This is a genomic window from Gemmiger qucibialis (assembly GCF_027689445.1).
GTDB lineage: Bacteria > Bacillota > Clostridia > Oscillospirales > Ruminococcaceae > Gemmiger > Gemmiger qucibialis.
On record NZ_JAQFEN010000005.1, the window covers coordinates 1 to 24,125 of the forward strand.

Here is a 24,125-nt window from a genome sequence, read left to right on the forward strand (position 1 = left end):
GGCCTCTCACGCCGTTAACGTGGGTTCGATTCCCGCACGGGTCACCAGGAAGAGCACTTTAGCGTAAGCTAAGGTGCTTTTTTATATATCTAAAACCACTCGCTAGGCGAGTGGTTCGATAAAGATTATATCGATGAGTAATGAAACTCAAACGAAGAATTTTGGAATAGTACCAGTGGGGCAATTCCAGACTGGGTTATTGGCGTATCGCCGGTAGTCCTGTATTAAAAGGTTCCATTGCAAACGAAAGACTCGCAGAAGCAGGATATTTTAGTATCCTCAGGCGCTACTACGAGTCCTTGCACTTATGCGGTTGAACCGCCGTGTACCGGTCGGTACGCACGGTGGTGTGAGAGGTCGGCTCTTTAGTTAAGAGAGCCTCCTACGCGATTCTTTTAGGTAAAAAAGCAAACAAACAGAACACTTCATTCAAATGCATATAGCGGCTATTTATTTCATACAGAGACAAATAGCGGCACAGAACAGATATAATAGAAGAAGCTATAAAAAGCAGGTATTCACGTGGAGGACGATATCGTTTCTACATGAACACCTGCTTTTTTATTTATTATTTACTGGTGGAATAAATAGTGGTAGCCAAGTATTCATCACTGACCCAACCATAAATCCCACTGTAATATACAACAACCCAGTCAGGCACATTGCTGCTATAGCCGCATTCCCATACGATGATACCGTAGGGGATATTATCCATTTTTTCATAATTTGTACCGGGACCTTTACGCATAACCAGCCCATGATCAGCAGTGGTGTAGGTACAAAGGCTATCAATTCGGCTAAGCGTTACATCTGGTGCAACGCATCCATCCGGCAGAATAACGTTGGCATTGTTTTCGGTATAATCCTGTACTTGCAGCAAGCCCCAAAGGCCATTCTGTTTTGCCCATACGCAGCTATCGCGCGCGGGGGCTAAATCTTCATATTGCCCAGCGGAAATTATCTCATTGCCGTAAACATCCAGAACTAGCTTTTGTCCGGATTGATTTTTCACAACTACCATGCCAGATAAGTCTGCGTAAGGATATTCAACAGTTTCGTTCATGATGGACAAACTCATCTGCGGCTGATAAATGCAGGGGATTACTAAAGTACCGCTTTGGTCGCAATATCCCCAGTTACCGGCTGCATCCTTTACCGCGATTAAAGATTCACCGGCCATGCAAGCATCCTGGTAGTCGAAATCGGTTAAAATTGTACCGTTTTTATCCGCAACGGCAAAAGGTGCAGAATTGTCAACAAGATAACCGGCATATTCATCATCCCAAATGCCTTGCTGGATGCCAACCAAATCAGGAGCATACACCTGTTCGATGGGCGTGCCACTAAATGTATAGACACCAATAGCAGAACGGTAAATCTGGCTGTCACCTAAAATCCACTGGATGCCATACCCGCCGTGCCCGCCCAGCATGGTTGTAAAAGGCATTTGTTGGGCAACCAGCTCCTGGTTAATCTGTTCTTCCAGGGCATTCAGCTTCTGGTAATCGTATGTATCATCTACCCCAATGGAGAGCTCCTGCTCACCATACAGGTACGGGATGCTTTCTGACAAATCTTCCAGAAAAGCATTACAGTTGGCAGCATTAAACAGGCTCCAGCGTTCGCCCTTGCGCACAGCGTACAGATTTCGGGCAGCGGCGTAACCGGCAGTGTGGGTTTCGCGGGAGAAGAGAGGAATCATCTCGTCAAAATCATATTGCGGCGGTAACTTCCAGTTGGCATTGCTAGTGGATGGTATAGCTGTGGCAACAGGTTCACTGGTCGGGGAAAGAGCAGCGGAGGAAGCAGGTTTATTTTCTGGCGCTGCAGCACAAGCGGTAAGCATTATTGCGGTGATAACACTGGCGGAAAATGAGAATAACTTCCTTTTCATGGCTTTTCACTCCTTGCGTAAATGATTTTTCGGTAAGATGAAGAAGTAATATAAGAAAGTGAATTCATAAACCCTATAATATCTTATTTTATCAAAAATATCTGCTAATGGGAATAGCTAACAATTCTACATGGATAAATTTGGATAGTATGACAAAGATTGCAGAACTGGAGTGAAAGTCCGAATTATGGGATGAGTGATCTGCTATAATAGAAAAAAGCAAAACAGAAGGGAGTTTGATTATGCACCAGGAGAAAAAGATGCTGGCTCATATCAGTGAAGACGGAACCCGCGTCCAAACGGTAGCGGACCATTTGCAGGGAACGGCAGTCCTATGTGGGCAATTTGCAGCAGCCTTTGATGCCCAGCAACAGGGAACTTGGCTTGGGTTACTGCATGATATTGGTAAATATAGTACAAAGTTTCAAAAGCGCCTGCAAGGTGGAGAGAAAGTGGATCACTCAACGGCTGGTGCACAGGTGGCTGCCCGATATGGTCAAATCCCACTGGCTTTTGCTATTGCGGGACACCATAGCGGTCTGCCGGATGGAGGAGGCCGAAGCGATACCGCGCAGGATGCGACAATGTTTGGGCGATTGAAAAAGAGCGTTGAACCCTATACCCAATGGACGAATGAGATTAAACTGCCGTCCATACCGCCCCAGCCGGAAATGATGAAGGAAAATCGTTTTACACAGGCATTTTATACCCGGATGTTGTATTCCTGCCTGGTCGATGCGGACTATCTGGATACGGAAAACTTTATGAGCAGCCCTAAACCGCGCGGACAAGGCCAGACAATGGATGAACTGCTGAAAAGGTTGAACCAATATACCGCAAAATGGAGCCATCCCCAGGGAAACTTGAATCAGCGCCGCAGTTCAATTTTGAGTGCCTGTACAACGGCAGGGCAAACAGGGCGGCGCGGCCTTTATTCCCTGACCGTTCCTACAGGCGGGGGAAAAACGGTAGCGTCATTGGCATTTGCGCTTTCGCTAGCTGTAAAGAACCATATGGACCGGGTTATTTATGTGATCCCTTATACATCCATTATTGACCAGACCGCGGATGTGTTTTCGGAAATATTAGGAGCAGAAAATGTTTTGGAACACCATTCAGGGGTGGACTACTCTGCCAAGGAAGATGATGAGCCGGCAGCCTACCGCAAAGCATTGGCGGCGGAAAACTGGGATGCTCCGGTGGTGGTTACCACATCCGTGCAATTCTTTGAATCACTTTACGGCAACCATGCGTCACAATGCCGTAAATTACATAACATTGCAAATAGCGTGGTCATTTTTGACGAAGCACAAAACCTGCCGGTTCCTTATTTGCGCCCTTGCGTTGCGGCAATCGCGCAGCTGGTACAGCATTACCGCGCAGCAGCGGTGCTTTGCACGGCCACACAACCAGCTTTGCAGCCCTTGTTTGATGAACTGGCGCCTGGGCTGCAGATGACGGAACTTTGCCCACATCCCAAAGAGCAATATCAGGCATTCCGGCGTACAACGCTAAAAATGCGCGGAGAGTTGGAACAAAGCCAGCTTGGCGCAGAACTGGCAGCGCAGGAACAAGTGCTGTGTATTGTAAACCGGAGAAAAACAGCACAGGAATTATACAATAACCTGCCCAAAGAGGGCAGCTACTGCCTGACAACATTGCTATACCCAGCCCATCGCAAACAGTTATTGCAGGAAATCCGGGAACGCTTAAAAGATGGGCTGCCCTGCCGTGTGATATCAACTTCTTTGATCGAAGCGGGTGTTGATGTGGATTTCCCGGCTGTATACCGCGAGGAAGCAGGTTTGGATTCCATTTTGCAGGCGGCGGGGCGCTGCAATCGAGAGGGAAGACGCCCGGCGGAGCAGAGCTTGGTACAGATTTTCACATTGGAAGGGCAGCATGTACCGCGCATGCTGGAACAGAATGTATCCGCAACGCAAAGCGTCCTGAAAAAATATGCAGATCTGGCATCTCTGGAAGCAATCGAAACATACTTTCTGTTTTACCGTACCTTAAAAGGAGATAAAAGACTGGATGAACAGCAAATTCTGCAAGGGTTCGAGCAGGATATGGAAGGGCGCATTTTCCCCTTTGCAACAGCGGCAGAGAGGTTCCGCTTAATTGAAACACCTGCCGTGACCGTATACATTCCCCAAGGGAAAGGGGAACATTTGCTTGCACGATTGCGTGCAGGAGAGGTAAGCAAAACTTTGTTCCGTCAACTGGGGCAATATGGTGTTCCGGTTTACCCGGATCATCTGAAAACGCTGGAGAATGCCGGGGCGGTTTGCCAAATCAGTGAAGGCATATGGGAATTAACGGACGGAAGCTTTTACGATAACAACACGGGCCTTGCTATGGAAGCTGAAACGGGAGCAGCCTGGTTTGCATAAAGCAAAAACGGCAGGGAGCCTGCCCTGCCGTTCTTGTGCGCTAAAGTAAAATCAACTATTTCTATCCACGGCATAAGCTGCCGACGCAACTTATTATAAAAGAAAACCGGATGAAAAGCAAACAAAAAGTATACATGATAAAAGGATTGACATTTGGTGCCAAGTAGCGTATATTGAAACTATAGCAAAATATAAATTAAAAACAACTGAAAATAGAAATGCAAAGGAGTTGATGCAGATGATCCAGCTGGAAGTATGGGGGAATTATGCTTTGCTCTCGAGGCCTGAGCTAAAAGTCGAAAGGGTTTCATATGAAGTCCTCACCCCTTCCGCGGCACGCGGTATAGTGGAAGCAATCTATTACCACCCTGGCTTACGGTGGAAAATCCGGAAAATCTATGTTATGAACCCAATCCGCTTTACCAACATCCGTCGGAACGAAGTAAAAAGCAAAATTCTTTGTTCCGATGTACGCAGCGCGATGCAGGGAACAGGGAAAGAGCTTTACCTTGCCACGCCCCAGCAGATCGTTCAGCGTGCAGCCATGGTGTTGCAGGACGTTCATTATGTGATTGAGGCAGAATTTGAGATGACTGACCGTGCGGCACCGAGCGACAATCCGGGAAAGTTCCAGGATATTGTTACCCGGCGCATGTCCAGGGGCCAGTGTTTTCATACTCCTTATTTTGGGTGCCGTGAATTTCCTGCCGCATTCCGCGCATGGCCCGGCGGGCCAATCCCGACCATTGAGGAAACACGGGATTTGGGATTCATGCTATATGACTTTGACTACACTGACCCGCAGAACATAACCCCGATGTATTTCCATGCAAAATTGGAACATGGTGTGTTGAATGTGGCAGACTGCGAGGTGTACCGATGATTTTACAGGCTTTGGTACAATACTATGAAGATTTGCTGGCCAATGGCAAAATCACGCGCCCCGGTTGGACAAGCGCAAAAGTCAGTTGGGCTTTGGAACTGGATGAAAACGGCCAACTGATGGCATTGCACCCCTTGCAGCAAGAGGAAAAGCGCGGTAAAAAAACAGTGCTTGCTCCATGTCAGCTGCAAGTTCCGGAACAGGTTAAACGTTCTAGTGGTGTGGCAGCCAATTTTTTGTGTGATAACAGTGCTTACATGCTCGGCATTGACGGAAAAGGCAAACCGGAGCGTGCAATGCAGTGCTTTGCCGCTGCAAAGGAGCTGCATCTTGCCATTTTACAAAATGTTCCCGGTCAGGCGGCACAGGCAGTGCGGAACTTTTTTATAAACTGGGACCCCAAGGCGGCGGAGCAGAATCCAGCGCTGGAACAAAGTCTCAAGGAACTTTACAAGGGTGGCAATCTGGTATTTCTGATTCGGGAAAACTATGTTCAGGACGATCCGGAAATACAGGAAGCCTGGCAGCGGCAGTGTGATAAGAACACGGATGCACCGGAAATCCGATGCCTGGTTACAGGGCAAAAGGCACCGCTTGCCCGCCTGCACCCGGCGATTAAAGGCGTGACCGGGGCACAGTCTTCCGGCGCATCGATTGTTTCTTTTAATGCGGACGCTTTTTGCTCATACGGACATGAACAGGGGGGCAATGCGCCGGTTGGCAGTTATGCGGCCTTTGCCTATGCACAGGCATTAAACTATCTGCTGGCAGACAGGGAACATGTTCAGCGCGTGGGCGATACCACCATTGTCTGCTGGGCAGCAGGTGGTGAGACCGCCTACCAGCAGGTAGCAATGGATGCATTGTTTGCCATGGATGCGCCTGTCAGCGAAAGCGATGTGCGAAATGCAATGGACAAGCTGGTCCATGGACAGAGTGTAGAGTGGCAGAACGTGACACTTGACCCACAAAGGCACTTTTATGTGCTTGGCTTGGCCCCTAATGCGGCGCGCCTCTCGGTTCGCTTTTTCTGGCAGGATACATTTCAAACGCTGCTTGATAATGTGCAGAAGCATTATGACCGCTTAGAGATTGTGCGCCCCGCTTATGATAAATTCCCGCGGCTGGGGGTGTATTGGCTGCTGCAGGAAACCGTCAACACCAATTCCCGCAACCCATCGGCAGCACCGCAGCTGGCAGGCGATGTCTTGCGTGCAATCCTGAATAATACAAGGTACCCGGCAACCCTGCTGGATGGCGTTATGATGCGTATCCGCGCAGAGCAAAAAGTAACACGCGGCCGTGCCGCTATTATAAAAGCATACTACCTGCGTAATGAAGATCCCCGTTGCCCAAAGGAGGTATTAACTGTGGAAAATAACAAGGAAACAAATTATCAACCGTATGTTATGGGTCAGCTTTTTGCTGTGCTGGAAGCAATCCAGATGGCGGTAAACCCGGATATCAATACAACCATCAAGGACAGGTATTTTAATGCAGCGGCTTCCACGCCGGCCACTGTGTTCCCAACAATTCTGATGCTGGCGCAAAAGCATATGCAAAAAATGAGCAAGCCACAAAAGATTTATTACGATAAGCAGATCGCTGCGCTGGCGGGCGGAAAACTGGAAGGAAGCTTTCCCGCACGGCTGACCTTGCCGGAACAAGGCGCTTTTATCCTTGGCTATTACCATCAGACACAGGAACGCTATACAAAGAAAGTGGAGGAATAACAATGGCACAGGCAATCAAAAACCGGTATGATTTTGTAATTCTGTTTGACGTTGAAAATGGAAATCCGAACGGCGATCCGGATGCAGGCAACATGCCGCGCGTTGACCCGGAAACGGGATATGGCATTGTTACAGATGTCTGCTTGAAGCGTAAGATTCGCAACTATGTCGAAGTGGCCAAAGAAGATGAAGCAGGATACCAGATTTACATTAAAGATCAGGTTCCCCTGAACCGCAGCGACAAAAAAGCATTGGAATATCTGGGCGTTGAAGGAGATTCCAAGGAGGCACTGAAAGCTGCCAAGAAAGATGACCCGGAACTGGACCGCAAAATCCGGGATTTTATGTGCCAAAATTTCTATGATATCCGTACCTTTGGCGCTGTTATGACAACTTTCGTAAAAGGCGCACTGAATTGCGGGCAGGTACGCGGCCCTGTTCAGTTGAGCTTTGCACGCTCGGTAGACCCTGTTCTCCCGCAGGAAGTGACCATTACCCGTATTGCCATTACGACCGAAGCGGATGCAGAGCGAAAAGACACTGAGATGGGCCGCAAGTATGTGATACCGTATGGTTTGTACCGTGCAGAGGGTTACATTTCTGCCAACCTTGCCCGCAAAACTACAGGATTCTCAGAGGATGACCTGCAGCTGCTGTGGCAGGCAATCCTGAATATGTTTGAAAATGACCACAGTGCAGCCCGCGGCAAAATGGCAGTTCGGGAACTGATCGTGTTCAAGCATGATTCGGAGCTGGGCAATGCGCCGTCCTATAAACTGTTTGATGCAGTGCATGTCACGCGTGCCGAAGGGGTAGCCTTCCCGCGCAGTTACCATGACTATGTGGTAACGGTGGATGAAAATCTTCCCGCAGGGGTAACGTGCGAGAGGCTGTCGTAATGGCTTCCCCAGATGATTACCTGCTGATGTCCGGTATCCAGCATTTTAGCTTTTGCCGCCGTCAGTGGGCGCTCATACACCTGGAACAACAATGGTTCGAAAACCAACGCACCGCCGAAGGCCGCCTGCAGCATACCCGCTGCCATGATGTTACCCTGACAGAAAAACGCGGCGATTTGTTGATCGCCCGCGGTATGAGGGTCGTCAGCCACCGCTTAAAACTGACCGGCGACTGCGATGTGGTAGAGTTTCACAAGGATCCAAACGGCGTGTCATTGCAGGGCCGCCGCGGCCTGTGGCAGCCCATACCCGTGGAATATAAGCATGGCCGCAGCAAGGTAAACGATGCCGACCGTTTGCAGCTCTGCGCACAGGCCATGGCGCTGGAAGAAATGCTGGTGTGCGAGGTGCCGGAAGGGGAAATCTTTTATGAAGAAACCCGGCAGCGGGAACATGTTTCCATGACACCGGAACTGCGCAGCACCGCGCAGACCATGGCGGATGAGATGAACCGCCTGTTTGCGCGCGGCTATACCCCAAAAAGCAAACCCGGCAAGCATTGCAATGCCTGCTCACTGAAAGAGCTTTGCCTGCCGGCGCTGTATCAGCAGGCAGACCCGGCGGCGTATCTGCGGGAGCATATTGAGGAGGGCGCGCCATGAGAAAGCTGCTCAACACCCTGTTTGTCATCAATGAGGACGCTTACCTGATATTGGATGGCGAAAACCTTGTTGTTACCCGCAATAAACAGGAAACCCACCGCTATGCCCTGCATACGCTGGAAGGCATCGTCTGCTTTACTTACGCGGGTGCCAGCCCCGCTTTGATGGGAGCTTGTGCCCGGCGGGGCATTGACCTTTGCTTTTTTGACCCGTATGGCAGATTTCAGGCCCGCACCGTGGGGGAAGAACGCGGCAATGTGCTGCTGCGTCAGACGCAGTACCGCGTGTCGGATGACATGGCCCAGAGCTGTCGCTATGCCCGGAGCTTTATCCTTGGTAAAGTGTATAACGCACGCTGGGTGCTGGAACGCGCAACCCGCGATCATCCCCAGCGTGTCCCGGTCGAAAAACTGAAACGCACCTCCACCCAGCTGGCCGCCGCGCTGCCGCTGATACAGACCAGCGATGATCCGGAACAGCTGCGCGGCCTGGAAGGCGAGGCAGCCCAGCGCTACTTTGACTGCCTGAATGACCTGATTCTGCAGCAAAAGCAGGATTTTGTGTTTGAGGGCCGCAGCCGCCGTCCACCGCTGGACAATGTGAATGCGCTGCTTTCGTTTGCCTACAGCATGCTGGCGCGGGAGTGTGCATCCGCCTTGACCGCTGTGGGCCTGGACCCTTATGTTGGCTTTATGCACCGCCCGCGCCCCGGCCGCAAAAGTCTGGCACTTGACCTGATGGAAGAACTGCGGGCGGTTTATGCAGACCGGCTGGTCATCAGCTGCATCAATCAAAAGATCATCACGGCAAAACACCTGCAAAAACAGGAAAATGGTGCCGTACTGCTGACGGATGATGGCCGCAAAGCTTTCCTGACCGTATGGCAGAACAAAAAGAAGGAAGAGATCACCCATCCGTTTTTGAAAGAAAAACTGCCCTGGGGGCTGGTGCCCTATGTTCAGGCGCTTTTGCTGGCCCGTGCTCTGCGCGGCGACCTGGAAGTGTACCCACCGTTTTTCTGGAAGTGAGGTGCCGTTATGTTGGTGCTTGTAACCTATGATGTCAACACTGAAACAGCCGCCGGTCGTCGCAGGCTGCGCAAAGTAGCAAAAGTCTGTGTAGACTACGGCCAGCGGGTGCAAAACTCCGTATTTGAGTGCCTGCTGGATACCGCGCAATACACGATGTTCAAAGCAAAATTGACCGAACTGATCGATTCGGAATCGGACAGCCTGCGCTTTTATCAACTGGGAAACCATTACAAAAGCAAAGTTGAGCATGTGGGTCTGCACCCGGATTTTGATCAGGATGGAATCTTGTTTGCTTAGTGCGAGGGGAAGGCAATCATAAAATTCCCGGTTCCTTCGCACCAGAAAATATGGAAAAAACAGGGGCAGAAAGGGTAAAATACAGCCTTGCCTGTCAGCATGAAGATGCAATCCCCATAAAATTTGTTTCATATGTGCAAAAGTGCCCCATTGTTTTGTGCACTTTTGCTGTCGCTCTCCGCAAGGAGAGCGTGGATAGAAATGCTTCCTCTGGTGTTGATTTTACAGAAGATTGGCTGTCGCTCTCCGCAAGGAGAGCGTGGATAGAAATTTCCACGCAGTGCAGGTTGTAGTTGTCATAGTGTGTCGCTCTCCGCAAGGAGAGCGTGGATAGAAATGTATTTTTGACTTTGACCGTTCGTAATGTTCCGATGTCGCTCTCCGCAAGGAGAGCGTGGATAGAAATAACACAATGCAGATTGTAATTGTCGTAATGAATGGTCGCTCTCCGCAAGGAGAGCGTGGATAGAAATGCCCTTGACGGACGCAAAGTGCAACGGATTGTGTGGTCGCTCTCCGCAAGGAGAGCGTGGATAGAAATGATGAAACCATCAACGGGAGAAGCAACACCATTGTCGCTCTCCGCAAGGAGAGCGTGGATAGAAATCATTTGTCACAGAAGTTAATTCCATTTGTCACAGAGTCGCTCTCCGCAAGGAGAGCGTGGATAGAAATTTGTTTTATGGGGATGATTTGACGTTTACCGATGGCGTCGCTCTCCGCAAGGAGAGCGTGGATAGAAATTTGCTACTCTCGTTACTGCCGGTATTGGTCTTGTGTCGCTCTCCGCAAGGAGAGCGTGGATAGAAATTAAGTATGTCGTTAAAGATTCTGATTTTGCCGGGGTCGCTCTCCGCAAGGAGAGCGTGGATAGAAATTTCTGGTGGCAAAATCAAGGATTTTGTTTATCTGTAGTCGCTCTCCGCAAGGAGAGCGTGGATAGAAATATCTGTATAACTTTAAAATGTTTGCCTGTATCGGTCGCTCTCCGCAAGGAGAGCGTGGATAGAAATCCCAGCTTTGCAAGGCGTTGTCTCATGTCCGTTGTCGCTCTCCGCAAGGAGAGCGTGGATAGAAATGGTACCTTATCAACACGTATCATAGGATTTTTGGCGTCGCTCTCCGCAAGGAGAGCGTGGATAGAAATTTGTCGTTCCCGGTGGTTGCTGGCTCCCTAATCAGTCGCTCTCCGCAAGGAGAGCGTGGATAGAAATTACTGTCGTTGGCGTTCTTGCTACTCTCGTTACTGGTCGCTCTCCGCAAGGAGAGCGTGGATAGAAATTAACGATCAAAATGAAGGTACTTCGTACTCCATTAAGTCGCTCTCCGCAAGGAGAGCGTGGATAGAAATATAAGCGCACTAGAATCGTATAACATAATAGTCAACGTCGCTCTCCGCAAGGAGAGCGTGGATAGAAATCGTTTGGCGTGATTCGGCCTGCGATTGATGTATTTGTCGCTCTCCGCAAGGAGAGCGTGGATAGAAATTCTCTTCTGTGTCGGATTCTGTTTAGGCGCTAAAGTCGCTCTCCGCAAGGAGAGCGTGGATAGAAATAACACAGTGCAGATTGTAATTGTCATAGTGGAAGTCGCTCTCCGCAAGGAGAGCGTGGATAGAAATGCCAATCCCGGATCCACTACGTTGACTTTTCCGGGGTCGCTCTCCGCAAGGAGAGCGTGGATAGAAATACGCCAACAGCCAGCAGGAGAAAAACAACGGACAGTCGCTCTCCGCAAGGAGAGCGTGGATAGAAATAGAAACTTGCCCACTTGTGTCTTAAACCGCTCATCGTCGCTCTCCGCAAGGAGAGCGTGGATAGAAATTCGTTTGGCTGATATGTCTAATGCTTGGCATCGGTCGCTCTCCGCAAGGAGAGCGTGGATAGAAATAGGTCGGCACGGGTATTCTTAACTTTTTCATTCCGGTCGCTCTCCGCAAGGAGAGCGTGGATAGAAATAGCACAGAACCGGCGAATATGAGGGCATACATTACGTCGCTCTCCGCAAGGAGAGCGTGGATAGAAATTTTATAGAACTTTTGCCTTGGGGGGCTGGGGGCGGTCGCTCTCCGCAAGGAGAGCGTGGATAGAAATCGGCATTGCCGAAACAGCCAAAACATCAATAGGGGACGTCGCTCTCCGCAAGGAGAGCGTGGATAGAAATATACCGGTACCTATCATCCGCACTTTCATGTTGTGGTCGCTCTCCGCAAGGAGAGCGTGGATAGAAATGCTTGCTTCTCGCCTTTCGGATATGTCTACTGCTTGTCGCTCTCCGCAAGGAGAGCGTGGATAGAAATATAATTTTGGCGGAACAGCTTAACAGAACGCCGCCGTCGCTCTCCGCAAGGAGAGCGTGGATAGAAATCTCAACGCAGTGCAAGTTATAGTTATCGTAATGGGTCGCTCTCCGCAAGGAGAGCGTGGATAGAAATACTCGGCAAGTTTGTTTAACTTGCCGAGTTGATTTGTCGCTCTCCGCAAGGAGAGCGTGGATAGAAATTGCCGCTATCCGGCGCGCTGTGTGGGCTTATTATGTCGCTCTCCGCAAGGAGAGCGTGGATAGAAATACTAATTTCAACCCGGCAAGTTTGTTTGATTTGCGTCGCTCTCCGCAAGGAGAGCGTGGATAGAAATAAAAAAAATAGGCCGTCTGCTGGTGGCAGTGCGGTCGCTCTCCGCAAGGAGAGCGTGGATAGAAATACTTCCTTTGGTGTTGATTTTTCGGAAGATTGGGTCGCTCTCCGCAAGGAGAGCGTGGATAGAAATGGACTGGGCGTCTGTCATTTCCGCGATGACGTCCCGTCGCTCTCCGCAAGGAGAGCGTGGATAGAAATCTCAACGCAGTGCAAGTTATAGTTATCGTAATGGGTCGCTCTCCGCAAGGAGAGCGTGGATAGAAATCTCAACGCAGTGCAAGTTATAGTTATCGTAATGGGTCGCTCTCCGCAAGGAGAGCGTGGATAGAAATATCTAAAATTTGGTATTGCGGTACTTCTATTGGCCGTCGCTCTCCGCAAGGAGAGCGTGGATAGAAATACGAACCCCGGCTCTACTACTTTGACTTTTCCGGGGTCGCTCTCCGCAAGGAGAGCGTGGATAGAAATAGTTATTTCTATTTTATCAAGATAACAGAAACCGGTCGCTCTCCGCAAGGAGAGCGTGGATAGAAATATAAGCGCGCTAGAATCGTATAACATAATAGTCAAGTCGCTCTCCGCAAGGAGAGCGTGGATAGAAATATAATTTTGGCGGAACAGCTTAACAGAACGCCGCCGTCGCTCTCCGCAAGGAGAGCGTGGATAGAAATAACGCATTGCCAAGCCTTTCCGCGAGCAATTCAAGTGTCGCTCTCCGCAAGGAGAGCGTGGATAGAAATTCAACATAAGTAATCCGGCTACCACGTTGCCAAGGTCGCTCTCCGCAAGGAGAGCGTGGATAGAAATTCAAAAATAACAAGAGAGCCAACTGAAGCAATCATGTCGCTCTCCGCAAGGAGAGCGTGGATAGAAATTCGTTTGTCTTGGTTTTTCTTTGTTGTGTCGGAGTCGCTCTCCGCAAGGAGAGCGTGGATAGAAATATCGGACCGTTAATATTCAGCGTCCAACCGCGAAGTCGCTCTCCGCAAGGAGAGCGTGGATAGAAATGTTAACTGATGATGTGTCAACTGGTGGCAGGATTAAGTCGCTCTCCGCAAGGAGAGCGTGGATAGAAATTGTAACATCAATATTCATAGTGTTACCTCCTCCAAGTCGCTCTCCGCAAGGAGAGCGTGGATAGAAATGTTAACTGATGATGTGTCAACTGGTGGCAGGATTAAGTCGCTCTCCGCAAGGAGAGCGTGGATAGAAATACAAACTGAACATCAATAGGACGGCCATAACGATTGTCGCTCTCCGCAAGGAGAGCGTGGATAGAAATATCAAAATTATGAGTGTTTCGAGTGGATTAAGCACGTCGCTCTCCGCAAGGAGAGCGTGGATAGAAATCACGTTAGAGGTTACTCGTAATTCTGATACCGGTAGTCGCTCTCCGCAAGGAGAGCGTGGATAGAAATAACACCGAGTGGGCGAATATCAGGGCGTACATTACGGTCGCTCTCCGCAAGGAGAGCGTGGATAGAAATCGGTATGCTGGACAACTGGAAGGACGCACAGAATGGTCGCTCTCCGCAAGGAGAGCGTGGATAGAAATAACCGGCTCTTTGCCCGGTGGACATTGGCCTTGAAGTCGCTCTCCGCAAGGAGAGCGTGGATAGAAATTACTGACAATAAGATCAGTGTAAAGGTGAAAGTGAGGTCGCTCTCCGCAAGGAGAGCGTGGATAGAAATCATACAACCGCAGCACGGGGGAGTATCACCCACAGTCGCTCTCCGCAAGGAGAGCGTGGATAGAAATTGCCGCGTGCGGCTCTGCCCCGTCTGCCAATGGCGTCGCTCTCCGCAAGGAGAGCGTGGATAGAAATACGTCAATATTTGCGGCTTAAAAATCGCAAAAAAAGTCGCTCTCCGCAAGGAGAGCGTGGATAGAAATTGCCGTGATAGGCTCGCCACAAGCGATCTGGCCGACGGTCGCTCTCCGCAAGGAGAGCGTGGATAGAAATGTTGATCAGGTAGCTTTCCAGGGCATCCATGCTCAGTCGCTCTCCGCAAGGAGAGCGTGGATAGAAATCACGATCTGCGCAGCATAACTGCCAACGTTGGCAAGTCGCTCTCCGCAAGGAGAGCGTGGATAGAAATTCAACTATCTGTGAGGGAGTAACATGGAGATAAGCGTCGCTCTCCGCAAGGAGAGCGTGGATAGAAATGCTTGCATTGCTGGCCGCCGTGTCGGCCCCGGTCTGTCGCTCTCCGCAAGGAGAGCGTGGATAGAAATTCAGGGGGGGGATTGGGTTGCCGTCCGTGTCGAAGTCGCTCTCCGCAAGGAGAGCGTGGATAGAAATGGGCTAATCTGGCAGCGTCATGGGCGCTTCCAGCCGGTCGCTCTCCGCAAGGAGAGCGTGGATAGAAATGATCAGCAGATAACCCAGTTCCTCCAGGTTGTGGGTCGCTCTCCGCAAGGAGAGCGTGGATAGAAATTTGAGGCCCGGGCACCGGGCGCACAATGCATCGAGGTCGCTCTCCGCAAGGAGAGCGTGGATAGAAATAATCCTTAACGACATATTTGGAAACCTCCTCAATAGTCGCTCTCCGCAAGGAGAGCGTGGATAGAAATACCTGTGATTTCCCCGTGTTGTCACTGCCTTTCGGGGGTCGCTCTCCGCAAGGAGAGCGTGGATAGAAATCCGCCGTGCCAGTGGCGCGGCGGACATCGACAACCGGTCGCTCTCCGCAAGGAGAGCGTGGATAGAAATTCCAGCTGGGTCATATCATCATCACGGCCCAGGAGGTCGCTCTCCGCAAGGAGAGCGTGGATAGAAATGTCGCGTCCGGCTCTGTCCCGTCTGCCAATGGCGGGTCGCTCTCCGCAAGGAGAGCGTGGATAGAAATGTCGCGCGCGCCTGTGCCCCATCTGCCAATGGCGGTCGCTCTCCGCAAGGAGAGCGTGGATAGAAATTGACCAGCCTTAAAATCACCGTTAAAAGTGGTAGGTCGCTCTCCGCAAGGAGAGCGTGGATAGAAATGGCGCCATGAGGATGGCTCACTGCGATTAGATACCGTCGCTCTCCGCAAGGAGAGCGTGGATAGAAATAATTACCGCAATATTGCAGAGTATTACGCACATGCGTCGCTCTCCGCAAGGAGAGCGTGGATAGAAATTGAAAAAGCTGCAAAGCAGAAAGCCTTTGCGAAGAGGTCGCTCTCCGCAAGGAGAGCGTGGATAGAAATAGTGCCACACCGCGGCGCACGCTCACTTCCTGGGGTCGCTCTCCGCAAGGAGAGCGTGGATAGAAATAGAGCAGCCGCACAGCATAACCAATGCGGTCAGCGTCGCTCTCCGCAAGGAGAGCGTGGATAGAAATCCCGGTGCAGCAGCCGGAGAATACCGCGGACGAACCGTCGCTCTCCGCAAGGAGGGCGTGGATAGAAATATAAATCAGGGCAAGGAGACCCGCGACTTTAGTCGTGTCGCTCTCCGCAAGGAGGGCGTGGATAGAAATTCTATGTATCATAACACAACCCCGGCCGATATGCAGTCGCTCTCCGCAAGGAGAGCGTGGATAGAAATCACTTTTGCGCCGGCGCGGTAAACTCAAAGTGTAGGGTCGCTCTCCGCAAGGAGAGCGTGGATAGAAATTGGCTATGGAATGTTTCTCTTTCTGACTGTTCAGGGTGGTTTTGTTCATGCGGATATCCGCTTTAATTTTAAAAATTGCTATAGTAAAAAACTCTCGCATAAAATAATATAAAAATATTATATTATCTACTTGACAAGGTACCCTGGCGGGGTATACAGTAAATATACCCCGCCGGGGTACCTTGCATGTGATGGGAGGGTACATAATGCAGGAAAACGAAGAGAAGGAACCGTGTTGCTGCTGTGCACACAAAACAAAGCATCGCAGTGAAGAAGAGTATAAAAGCCTGGTCCACAGACTGAACCGGATCGAAGGGCAGATTCGGGGCATCCGTGGGATGGTGGAAAACGAAGTGTATTGTCCGGATATTCTGGTGCAGTCGGCGGCGGTAACGGCGGCGATGAACGCGTTCAACCGTGAGCTGCTGGCAAACCATATCCGCACCTGTGTGGCGGATGATATCCGTGCCGGGAATGACGAAGTTGTGGATGAGCTGCTGAAAACGCTGCAGAAACTGATGAAATAAGCATTGCCTGCACAAAATAGCAGAAGCAGAACATGAAATAAATGCACGAGTGTTTGAGCCAGCAAAAATGCCATGCCAGTGCCCAGTACAATTGTTTTTCTGTTCACAAACATCGGTAAAAGTTTGTGTAACATTACCAGAGCCATGAATAAATGCCAGTCATTCCCTGTGAGAGGGTGTGGATAGAAATGCCGCATCGGCCTTGGTTGCCCCCCAACGTATCGCTCTCCGCAAGGAGAGTGTGGATAGAAATGGTAACCTCAATAATACGTCGAATTGCAGGCTAGCCGCTCACCAAAAGGGGAGTGAGGATAGGGCAACACCGCACAATTCCCGCCTTGCGGCTTAAGCACCGCTCCGGCAGCTGCGGCACGGCATCTGCGTTGCCAAAATGCTCGATAATGTCGGGTTGCGGTACCCGCATCGTGCTTCGGGGGCAAAAGCCCCTCGCACTCTGCGACCGCTGCCCCTGCTTCGGTTCGCTGTTTCCGCCACTGGCGGCGCTCACCTTTGCAGCATCCAGTATTATCTGCGCTTTTGGCTTAGCATCTGCCGCACCTCGCTCGCCGTATCGGCACTTAGAATTATGCGGTATTGCCATAGAAACAACTCAAACATCAACAACCCGTGTTCAAACACCAAAGCGAAACCACTCACCAATCATCACACAGGAATTATAGAATCACTACCGCAAAAGAGAGGAAACCGGAGGAAAGAAGTGGAACAATATAACGTAACCGGGATGAGCTGCGCCGCGTGCAGTGCCCGGGTGGAAAAAGCCGTCAGCAAAGTGCCGGGCGTAACATCCTGCTCGGTCAGCCTGCTGACCAACTCAATGGGTGTGGAGGGCACCGCCGCTCCGGCAGATATTGTGGCCGCAGTGGAAGCCGCAGGCTATGGCGCAAGCCCTAAAAACGCTGCCGCCCAGTCCGCCGCGCCGTCAGCAGATGCCTTAAAAGATACCGAGACCCCGCGCCTCAAACGCCGCCTGATTGCCTCGCTGATCTTCTGGGTGGTGCTGATGTACTTCTCCATGGGGCACATGCTATGGAACTGGCCGCTGCCGGGCTTTATGCAGGGCAACCATGTGGCAATGGGTATTTTACAGATGCTGCTCACCATTATCATCATGGTCATCAACCAAAAGTTCTTTATCAGCGGCTTTAAGGCGCTGTGGAACCGTGCCCCCAATATGGATACCCTGGTATCCCTTGGCGCTACCGCGGCCTTTGGCTACAGCACTTACGCTCTGTTTGCCATGACGGTGGCCCAGGTGCAGGGGGATGCCATGGCCGTGATGGGCTATATGGAGGAGTTTTATTTTGAATCCGCCGCAACCATCCTGACCCTGATCACGGTGGGCAAAACGTTGGAAGCTCGCTCCAAGGGCAAGACCACCGATGCCCTGAAAGGCCTGATGAACCTGGCCCCCAAAACCGCAACGCTGCTGCGCAATGGGGCGGAAGTTACCGTTCCCATCGAACAGGTGCAGCAGGGCGATGTGTTTGTGGTGCGTCCCGGCGAGAATATCCCCGTTGACGGCGTGGTGCTGGAAGGCAGCAGCGCGGTGAACGAATCGGCCCTGACCGGTGAGAGCATCCCGGTGGATAAGGCCGAAGGCGACAGCGTGAGCGCCGCAACCCTGAACCAATCCGGCTTTTTGCGCTGCCGTGCCACCCGCGTGGGTCAGGATACCACGCTGGCTCAGATCATCCAGATGGTCAGCGATGCCGCAGCCACCAAGGCACCCATTGCCAAAATTGCAGACCGCGTCTCCGGTGTGTTTGTGCCGACCGTCATCACCTTGGCGGTCATCACCACCATTGTCTGGCTGCTGGCAGGGCAGACGGTCGGTTTTGCCTTGGCCCGCGGTATTTCAGTGCTGGTCATCAGCTGCCCCTGCGCGCTGGGCCTGGCAACGCCGGTTGCCATTATGGTTGGCAATGGTGTGGGCGCTAAAAACGGCATTCTCTTCAAAACCGCGGTTTCGCTGGAGCAGACCGGTAAAACCGAGATCGTTGCCCTGGATAAAACTGGCACCATCACCAGCGGCGAGCCGCGCGTGACGGATATCCTGCCCGCAGACGGTGTGACGGAGCAGGTACTGATGAGCCTTGCCGCTGCCTTGGAGCAGAAGAGTGAACACCCGCTGGCCCGCGCTGTGTTGCAAAAGGCGCAGGAGGATAACCTGCCCCCCGCCGAGGTGGCAGATTTCCAGGCTCTGCCCGGCAACGGCCTGACAGCTGTGCTGAACGGCAGTACCCTGTACGGCGGCAACGCCAAGCTGATGCAGACCCTTGGCGTGGCGGTGCCGCAAAAGATGGCATCCAGCGCCGAAGCACTGGCCGCCCAGGGCAAGACCCCGCTGTTCTTTGCCAAGGATGGCACCATGCAGGGCGTTATCGCGGTGGCGGACGTCATCAAGGAGGACAGCCCGCAGGCTGTGCGTGAACTGCAGGGCATGGGCATACGTGTTGTGATGCTGACCGGCGATAACGAACGCACCGCCAAAGCCATTGGTGCACAGGCCGGTGTGGATGAAGTGATTGCCGGTGTGCTGCCCGATGGCAAGGAAGCTGTGATCCGCAGCCTGAAAAACAAGGGCCGCGTGGCCATGGTGGGCGATGGCATCAACGATGCACCGGCCCTGACCCGCGCGGATGTCGGTATTGCCATTGGCGCCGGTACGGATGTTGCGATTGACGCCGCTGACGTTGTGCTGATGAAGAGCCGCCTGAGCGATGTGCCCGCCGCCATCCGCCTGAGCCGCGCTACTCTGCACAATATCCACGAAAACCTGTTCTGGGCCTTTGCCTACAATGTGTTGGGCATCCCCCTGGCGGCAGGTGTCTTTATCCCGCTGCTGCACTGGCAGATGAACCCGATGTACGGCGCTGCGGCCATGAGCCTGTCCAGCTTCTGCGTGGTTTCCAACGCACTGCGGCTGAACCTGTTCGATATTCGCAGCACCAAACATGACCATAAACGCAAAGCACACAAAACAAGCAAAAAGGAGAACACGACCATGAATAAGACCATTAAAATTGAAGGCATGATGTGCGGCCATTGCGAAGCAACCGTGAAAAAGGCACTGGAAGCGCTGGACGGTGTTTCCGCCGCCGAAGTAAGCCACACCGCCGGTACCGCTGTTGTAACGCTGGATAAGCCGGTGGATGACACTGTGCTGAAAAAAGCCGTTGAGGACAAAGATTATACCGTGACCGGCATTGAATAATCCCGGCTCAAAAGCAAAGGAATAAGCATGAAAGCGCCCGCACGCTGCCTTGCAGCAGGCGGGCACTTTTTTGTTGTGGCCCCGCGGTAAAACAGAAAAGCTGAAAAAACATTTTGATAAGCATTCTAATATTATGTGCGAAAATCATAACAGAAGTATAACAAAACAATATGATTTGGCCAGTTGCACTTGCACTATAGTGGATAATATTATGGCAATACCGCATAATTCTAAGTGCCGATACGGCGAGCGAGGTGCGGCAGATGCCAAGCCAAAAGCGCAGATAATACTGGATGCTGCAAAGGTGAGCGCCGCCAGTGGCGGAAACAGCGAACCGAAGCAGGGGCAGCGGTCGCAGAGTGCGAGGGGCTTTTGCCCCCGAAGCACGATGCGGGTACCGCAACCCGACATTATCGAGCATTTTGGCAACGCAGATGCCGTGCCGCAGCTGCCGGAGCGGTGCTTAAGCCGCAAGGCGGGAATTGTGCGGTGTTGCCTTATACAATCTACATAAAAGATGAGTGCGCCCGTCTTACCCAGCCAACACGAGGGGGCAACACAGATGTATATCAATTTTGGTTCCATCAACAGCCGCCAGGCTGCGGACGGCAGCTGTACTGCACCGCTTACAGTGGATTCCTGCGGAACATGCCGATTGAAAAAGCACGCCAGCCTGCCAACTATTACGCGGTATGATGAAAATGCGTATCAGCTGTTTTATATCGCTGCGGGCAAGGCGCACTTCTGGTTTGATGATGCCGAGCATGTGGTAACAGCGGGTCATATGGTGCTGTACCGCCCGCAGGAAGAGCGCCGCTATATCTACTATCTTGAGGACCACCCGGAGGTGTTCTGGGTCTATTTTTCCGGCAGCGAGGCCGCTGCAGTGCTGCAGGCGCATGAGATTCCGCTGGATGGCCATGTGTTTTACAGCGGCATTATGCCGGAGTACAAAAATACTTTCCGCCGCATGATCCAGGAATTGCAGCTCTGCCAGTACGCCTATCGGGATTATACGGCCGGGCTGTTCCAGATGATGCTGGTGCTGGTCAGCCGCCAGCGGCAGGAACGGCGGTCGATCAACGGCACCACGCGGGAGCAGATCGAAGCCGCAGCCGCCTATTTTAACGAGAATTATACTGCCCGCATCAATGTGGATGAATACGCCGAGTCTCTGCACATGAGCACGGCATGGTTCATCCGTAGCTTCAAACAGTATGTGGGCTTGTCGCCCGCACGGTATATCCAGTCGCTGCGTATCGTCAATGCACAGCGCTTGCTGGAACGCACCAAATACAGCATCGGTGAAGTTTCCGAGATCGTCGGGTATGATAACCCGCTGTATTTCAGCCGTGTGTTCAAAAAGGAAACCGGGCTTTCCCCCGCGCAGTACCGCAAAGCGGAGCGGGCAGGCGAACAGCCGTCCGACCCGCAGGAAGAGGACGCCTGCACCCCCAATATCGACAAAAACCGCAATTCATAGTATAATACCCCCATACACTTTGGTATGGGGGCTTTTTATGTTTGCAGCAGCAATTTGTGTCAGCATCCTGTTGGGGGTGCTGGTTTGGGCACTGCCGGGGCGGCTGTGCGACCGCAGGGTAACCCCTGCGGATGTACTGGCCGGGCCGGGCATTGTGCTGGCAGTGTGGATCATCGCGGCATGTGTGTTTGCCCAGCCGGGGCTGGTGCAGGGGTTTGATCTGTTCCGCCTGCTGGCCATCAATGGGGCGGCACTGTGGGCCTGCGGCACTGTGTTGTTACTCCGCCTGCGCAGCGGGCGGCGGTACCGCACACTTTGGACGGTTGCTGCGCTGCTGATTGCCGCCATCGGTCTGGAAGTATTCGTGGGCAACGCACCCTATTTTGCAACCCACGGCTACCAGCCCGTTGACCTGCGCGCCTATTTGCAGGATGCCCCGGCGGATGGGGAGCCGATTGCTTTGAACGATGAGCACAGTACCCTTACCTTTACCGGCATCCATCAGCCGCTGTATAACGTTGCGCTGGATGGCGTTGTCTACCAGTATGACGGCAACTATCCGCAGGATCAGAACCCGCTGTTTATCCTGTGGGTGTCCGGTACCGACGAAGCCAGCACCGCCCCGCGCCAGAGCTGGCAGTGGCAGGCGGCCCCGCGAGCGGCACGCAGCCTGGTGCGCACGCTGGATTTTTCCGGCGCGGTGGATACCCTGACCCTGCAAGCGGAGGGCTATAGCGGAGAGTACCGCAGTTATGACCTGAACTATACCGTGCAGGCGGTTCTGGCCAATGTATCCCGCCCGATGGATTTCTCACTGCTGAGGCTGGCAGTGGTGTATCTGGCACTGCTGGCCTTGTGGGGGCTGCGCTCCGGCGCTGCCGCGTGGCACGAAGCCTACCTGACCCACCGCGCCAAATACCGCCCGGCGGTGCTGGTGCTGGGCTGCATGCTCTGCCTGCTGGCCGCAGCGGCCCCCTTTGCCGATGCCCGCAACTCCGGCGTGGCGACCTCGTTTTATAATGTCGAAAACTGGGACGGCGAAAGCCGCATCACCTTCACCCAGCATATCAGCGATTGGCAGAATGATTCCGCTGCGCAGTACGGCGCTCTGGCCCACAGCCTGCTGAATGGCCGCCTGGATCTGCAGCGCGACCCGCCCGCCGCCATGGCGGAGATGCAGAACCCTTACGATACCGCCGCCCGTCAGAGCGCGGCCCCGGATGCTTTGTGGGATGTTGCTTATTACCAGGGGCGGTACTATGTTTACTTTGGCATTGTGCCGTGCCTGCTGTTCCAGCTGCCGTTTGAGCTGCTGACCGGCGTACCGGACCTGCCGCCCAGCTTGGCCATGATCGTGATGGCCTGGCTGCTGATTTTGGCAGTGTTTGGTTTGGTGCGGCAGGCTGCGCAGCGCTGGTTCCCGTCCGCCTCAGCGGCGGCCTGCCTGCTGGCTGCGGCGGGCATTGCAGGCGGTAGCCAGGTGTACTACCTGCTGCTGCGCCCCTCGGTGTATGAATACGCCATCCTGTGCGGCGCGGCATTTGTGCTGCTGGCCCTGTGGCAGTGGCTGTGCGCCGCCAACACCCCGGTGCAGCACCATGGCAAAATCATGCTGCACATGGCACTTGGCAGCCTGTGCATGGCGCTGGTGGCGGGATGCCGCCCCCAGATGGAGCTGTTTGCCGTGCTCTGCCTGCCGATCTTCTGGCCGCAGTATATCCGGCAAAAACGCTTGCGCAGCAAGCAGGGAATAACCGAAGCCATCGCCTTTGTTCTGCCGGTTATTCTGGTAGCCCTGGGGCTGATGGCCTACAATGCCGCGCGGTTCGGCTCGCCGTTTGATTTTGGTGCCAATTACAACCTGACCAGCAACGATATGACCCACCGCGGCTTCCGCATTGGGCGGCTGGCCCCGGGGCTGTTCACCTATTTCCTGTCCCTGCCGGTGGTGCAGGCGGTGTTCCCCTACCTGGCGGGTACAAAAATGCAGACAAACTTTATGGGTATGACCATTACCGAAGTATTTTACGGCGGTGCCCTGGTCAGCCTGCCACTGCTGTGGGCCTTTGCGGCCCTGCCTTTGCTGCGCCGCCGTATGGCAAGGCAGAAAGACCTGCGCGCCATGGTGCTGCTGCCCGTGCTGCTGGCTGTTATTCTGGCCACGTTGGACTGCCAGATGGCCGGTGTGCTCTACCGCTATCTCAGCGACTATTTAACCCCGCTGCTGTTCGCCGCCGCATTGGTCTGGCTGTGGGCTGAAAGCGCCCTTGCCCCGCGTGTGCAGGCCGCCGCATCGGGCAGCATCCTGCATACCGTGCAGCACATGCTGCAGGGGGCGATGCTGGCAGCTGTTGCCGTGGGGATCTGTTACAGCTTCTGTGTCTACTTTGCTGCGGAACCGGGCCTTCTGGGCCAGAATCCCGCTCTGTACCAGAATGTCAGCCGTCTGGTGCAGTTCTGGCTGTAAAATCAGGGCGAAAACAAAATTCAGCAAAATTCAAATTAGATAAAATAAAAGCATATGCCCCATGTCAGCCGGGAAAATCCGGCCAGTCAGGAGGGCATGTGCTTTTTCTTTTTATATGGGCATTCTGTATGGATCGTTTTCGGATGGAATAAATATAAGGCAACACCGCACAATTCCCGCCTTGCGGCTTAAGCACCGCTCCGGCAGCTGCGGCACGGCATCTGCGTTGCCAAAATGCTCGATAATGTCGGGTTGCGGTACCCGCATCGTGCTTCGGGGGCAAAAGCCCCTCGCACTCTGCGACCGCTGCCCCTGCTTCGGTTCGCTGTTTCCGCCACTGGCGGCGCTCACCTTTGCAGCATCCAGTATTATCTGCGCTTTT

At 52.8% G+C, this 24,125-nt stretch carries 12 protein-coding genes and 1 CRISPR repeat array; of the genes, 11 read left to right on the forward strand and 1 reads right to left on the reverse strand.

Annotated elements, in window-relative coordinates; all coding sequences use genetic code 11:
- Window positions 1-568 precede the first annotated feature (568 nt).
- Complete coding sequence (locus tag PG062_RS08925; RefSeq protein ID WP_270752028.1) at window positions 569-1,894, reverse strand: SH3 domain-containing protein; 1,326 nt, start codon at window positions 1,892-1,894, stop codon at window positions 569-571.
- A gap of 242 nt (window positions 1,895-2,136) precedes the next feature.
- Between PG062_RS08925 and cas3 the strand changes: the two genes are divergently transcribed.
- The 11 genes from cas3 to PG062_RS08980 all read left to right on the forward strand — a co-directional run bounded on the left by cas3 (window position 2,137) and on the right by PG062_RS08980 (window position 23,743).
- A complete protein-coding gene (cas3, locus tag PG062_RS08930) occupies window positions 2,137-4,290 on the forward strand; it encodes a CRISPR-associated helicase Cas3' (RefSeq protein WP_270752029.1) in 2,154 nt (717 codons plus the stop codon).
- 238 nt (window positions 4,291-4,528) lie between these two features.
- Window positions 4,529-5,173, forward strand: coding sequence for a type I-C CRISPR-associated protein Cas5c (gene cas5c, locus PG062_RS08935; RefSeq protein WP_408611408.1), 645 nt, complete (start codon window positions 4,529-4,531; stop codon window positions 5,171-5,173).
- A complete protein-coding gene (gene cas8c, locus PG062_RS08940) occupies window positions 5,170-6,906 on the forward strand; it encodes a type I-C CRISPR-associated protein Cas8c/Csd1 (protein ID WP_270752031.1) in 1,737 nt (578 codons plus the stop codon). The genes cas5c and cas8c overlap by 4 nt, the downstream gene beginning before the upstream one ends.
- A 2-nt stretch (window positions 6,907-6,908) precedes the next feature.
- On the forward strand, window positions 6,909-7,805 hold the full coding sequence (gene cas7c, locus PG062_RS08945; protein WP_270752032.1) for a type I-C CRISPR-associated protein Cas7/Csd2: 897 nt from the start codon (window positions 6,909-6,911) through the stop codon (window positions 7,803-7,805).
- The gene (gene cas4 / locus PG062_RS08950) at window positions 7,805-8,467 is read left to right on the forward strand and encodes a CRISPR-associated protein Cas4 (protein WP_270752033.1); all 663 of its coding nucleotides are present in this window, start codon (window positions 7,805-7,807) and stop codon (window positions 8,465-8,467) included. The genes cas7c and cas4 overlap by 1 nt, the downstream gene beginning before the upstream one ends.
- A complete protein-coding gene (cas1c, locus tag PG062_RS08955; protein WP_270752034.1) occupies window positions 8,464-9,495 on the forward strand; it encodes a type I-C CRISPR-associated endonuclease Cas1c in 1,032 nt (343 codons plus the stop codon). Before cas4 ends, cas1c begins: the two co-directional genes overlap by 4 nt.
- A gap of 9 nt (window positions 9,496-9,504) precedes the next feature.
- Window positions 9,505-9,795, forward strand: a complete 291-nt coding sequence (cas2, locus tag PG062_RS08960; RefSeq protein WP_270752035.1) for a CRISPR-associated endonuclease Cas2 — start codon at window positions 9,505-9,507, stop codon at window positions 9,793-9,795.
- A 170-nt stretch (window positions 9,796-9,965) separates the two neighbouring features.
- Window positions 9,966-16,031: direct repeats of the CRISPR family, unit length 33 nt; unit sequence GTCGCTCTCCGCAAGGAGAGCGTGGATAGAAAT.
- A gap of 206 nt (window positions 16,032-16,237) precedes the next feature.
- The gene (locus tag PG062_RS08965) at window positions 16,238-16,558 is read left to right on the forward strand and encodes a metal-sensing transcriptional repressor (protein WP_270752037.1); all 321 of its coding nucleotides are present in this window, start codon (window positions 16,238-16,240) and stop codon (window positions 16,556-16,558) included.
- 718 nt (window positions 16,559-17,276) lie between these two features.
- Complete coding sequence (locus PG062_RS08970; RefSeq protein ID WP_270752038.1) at window positions 17,277-19,793, forward strand: heavy metal translocating P-type ATPase; 2,517 nt, start codon at window positions 17,277-17,279, stop codon at window positions 19,791-19,793.
- 562 nt (window positions 19,794-20,355) lie between these two features.
- Window positions 20,356-21,276 carry an AraC family transcriptional regulator gene (locus PG062_RS08975; protein ID WP_270752039.1) on the forward strand — a complete coding sequence of 307 codons (921 nt, stop codon included), beginning with the start codon at window positions 20,356-20,358 and terminating at the stop codon, window positions 21,274-21,276.
- Between the two features lie 37 nt (window positions 21,277-21,313).
- Window positions 21,314-23,743, forward strand: coding sequence for a hypothetical protein (locus PG062_RS08980; RefSeq protein ID WP_270752040.1), 2,430 nt, complete (start codon window positions 21,314-21,316; stop codon window positions 23,741-23,743).
- Window positions 23,744-24,125 lie beyond the last annotated feature (382 nt).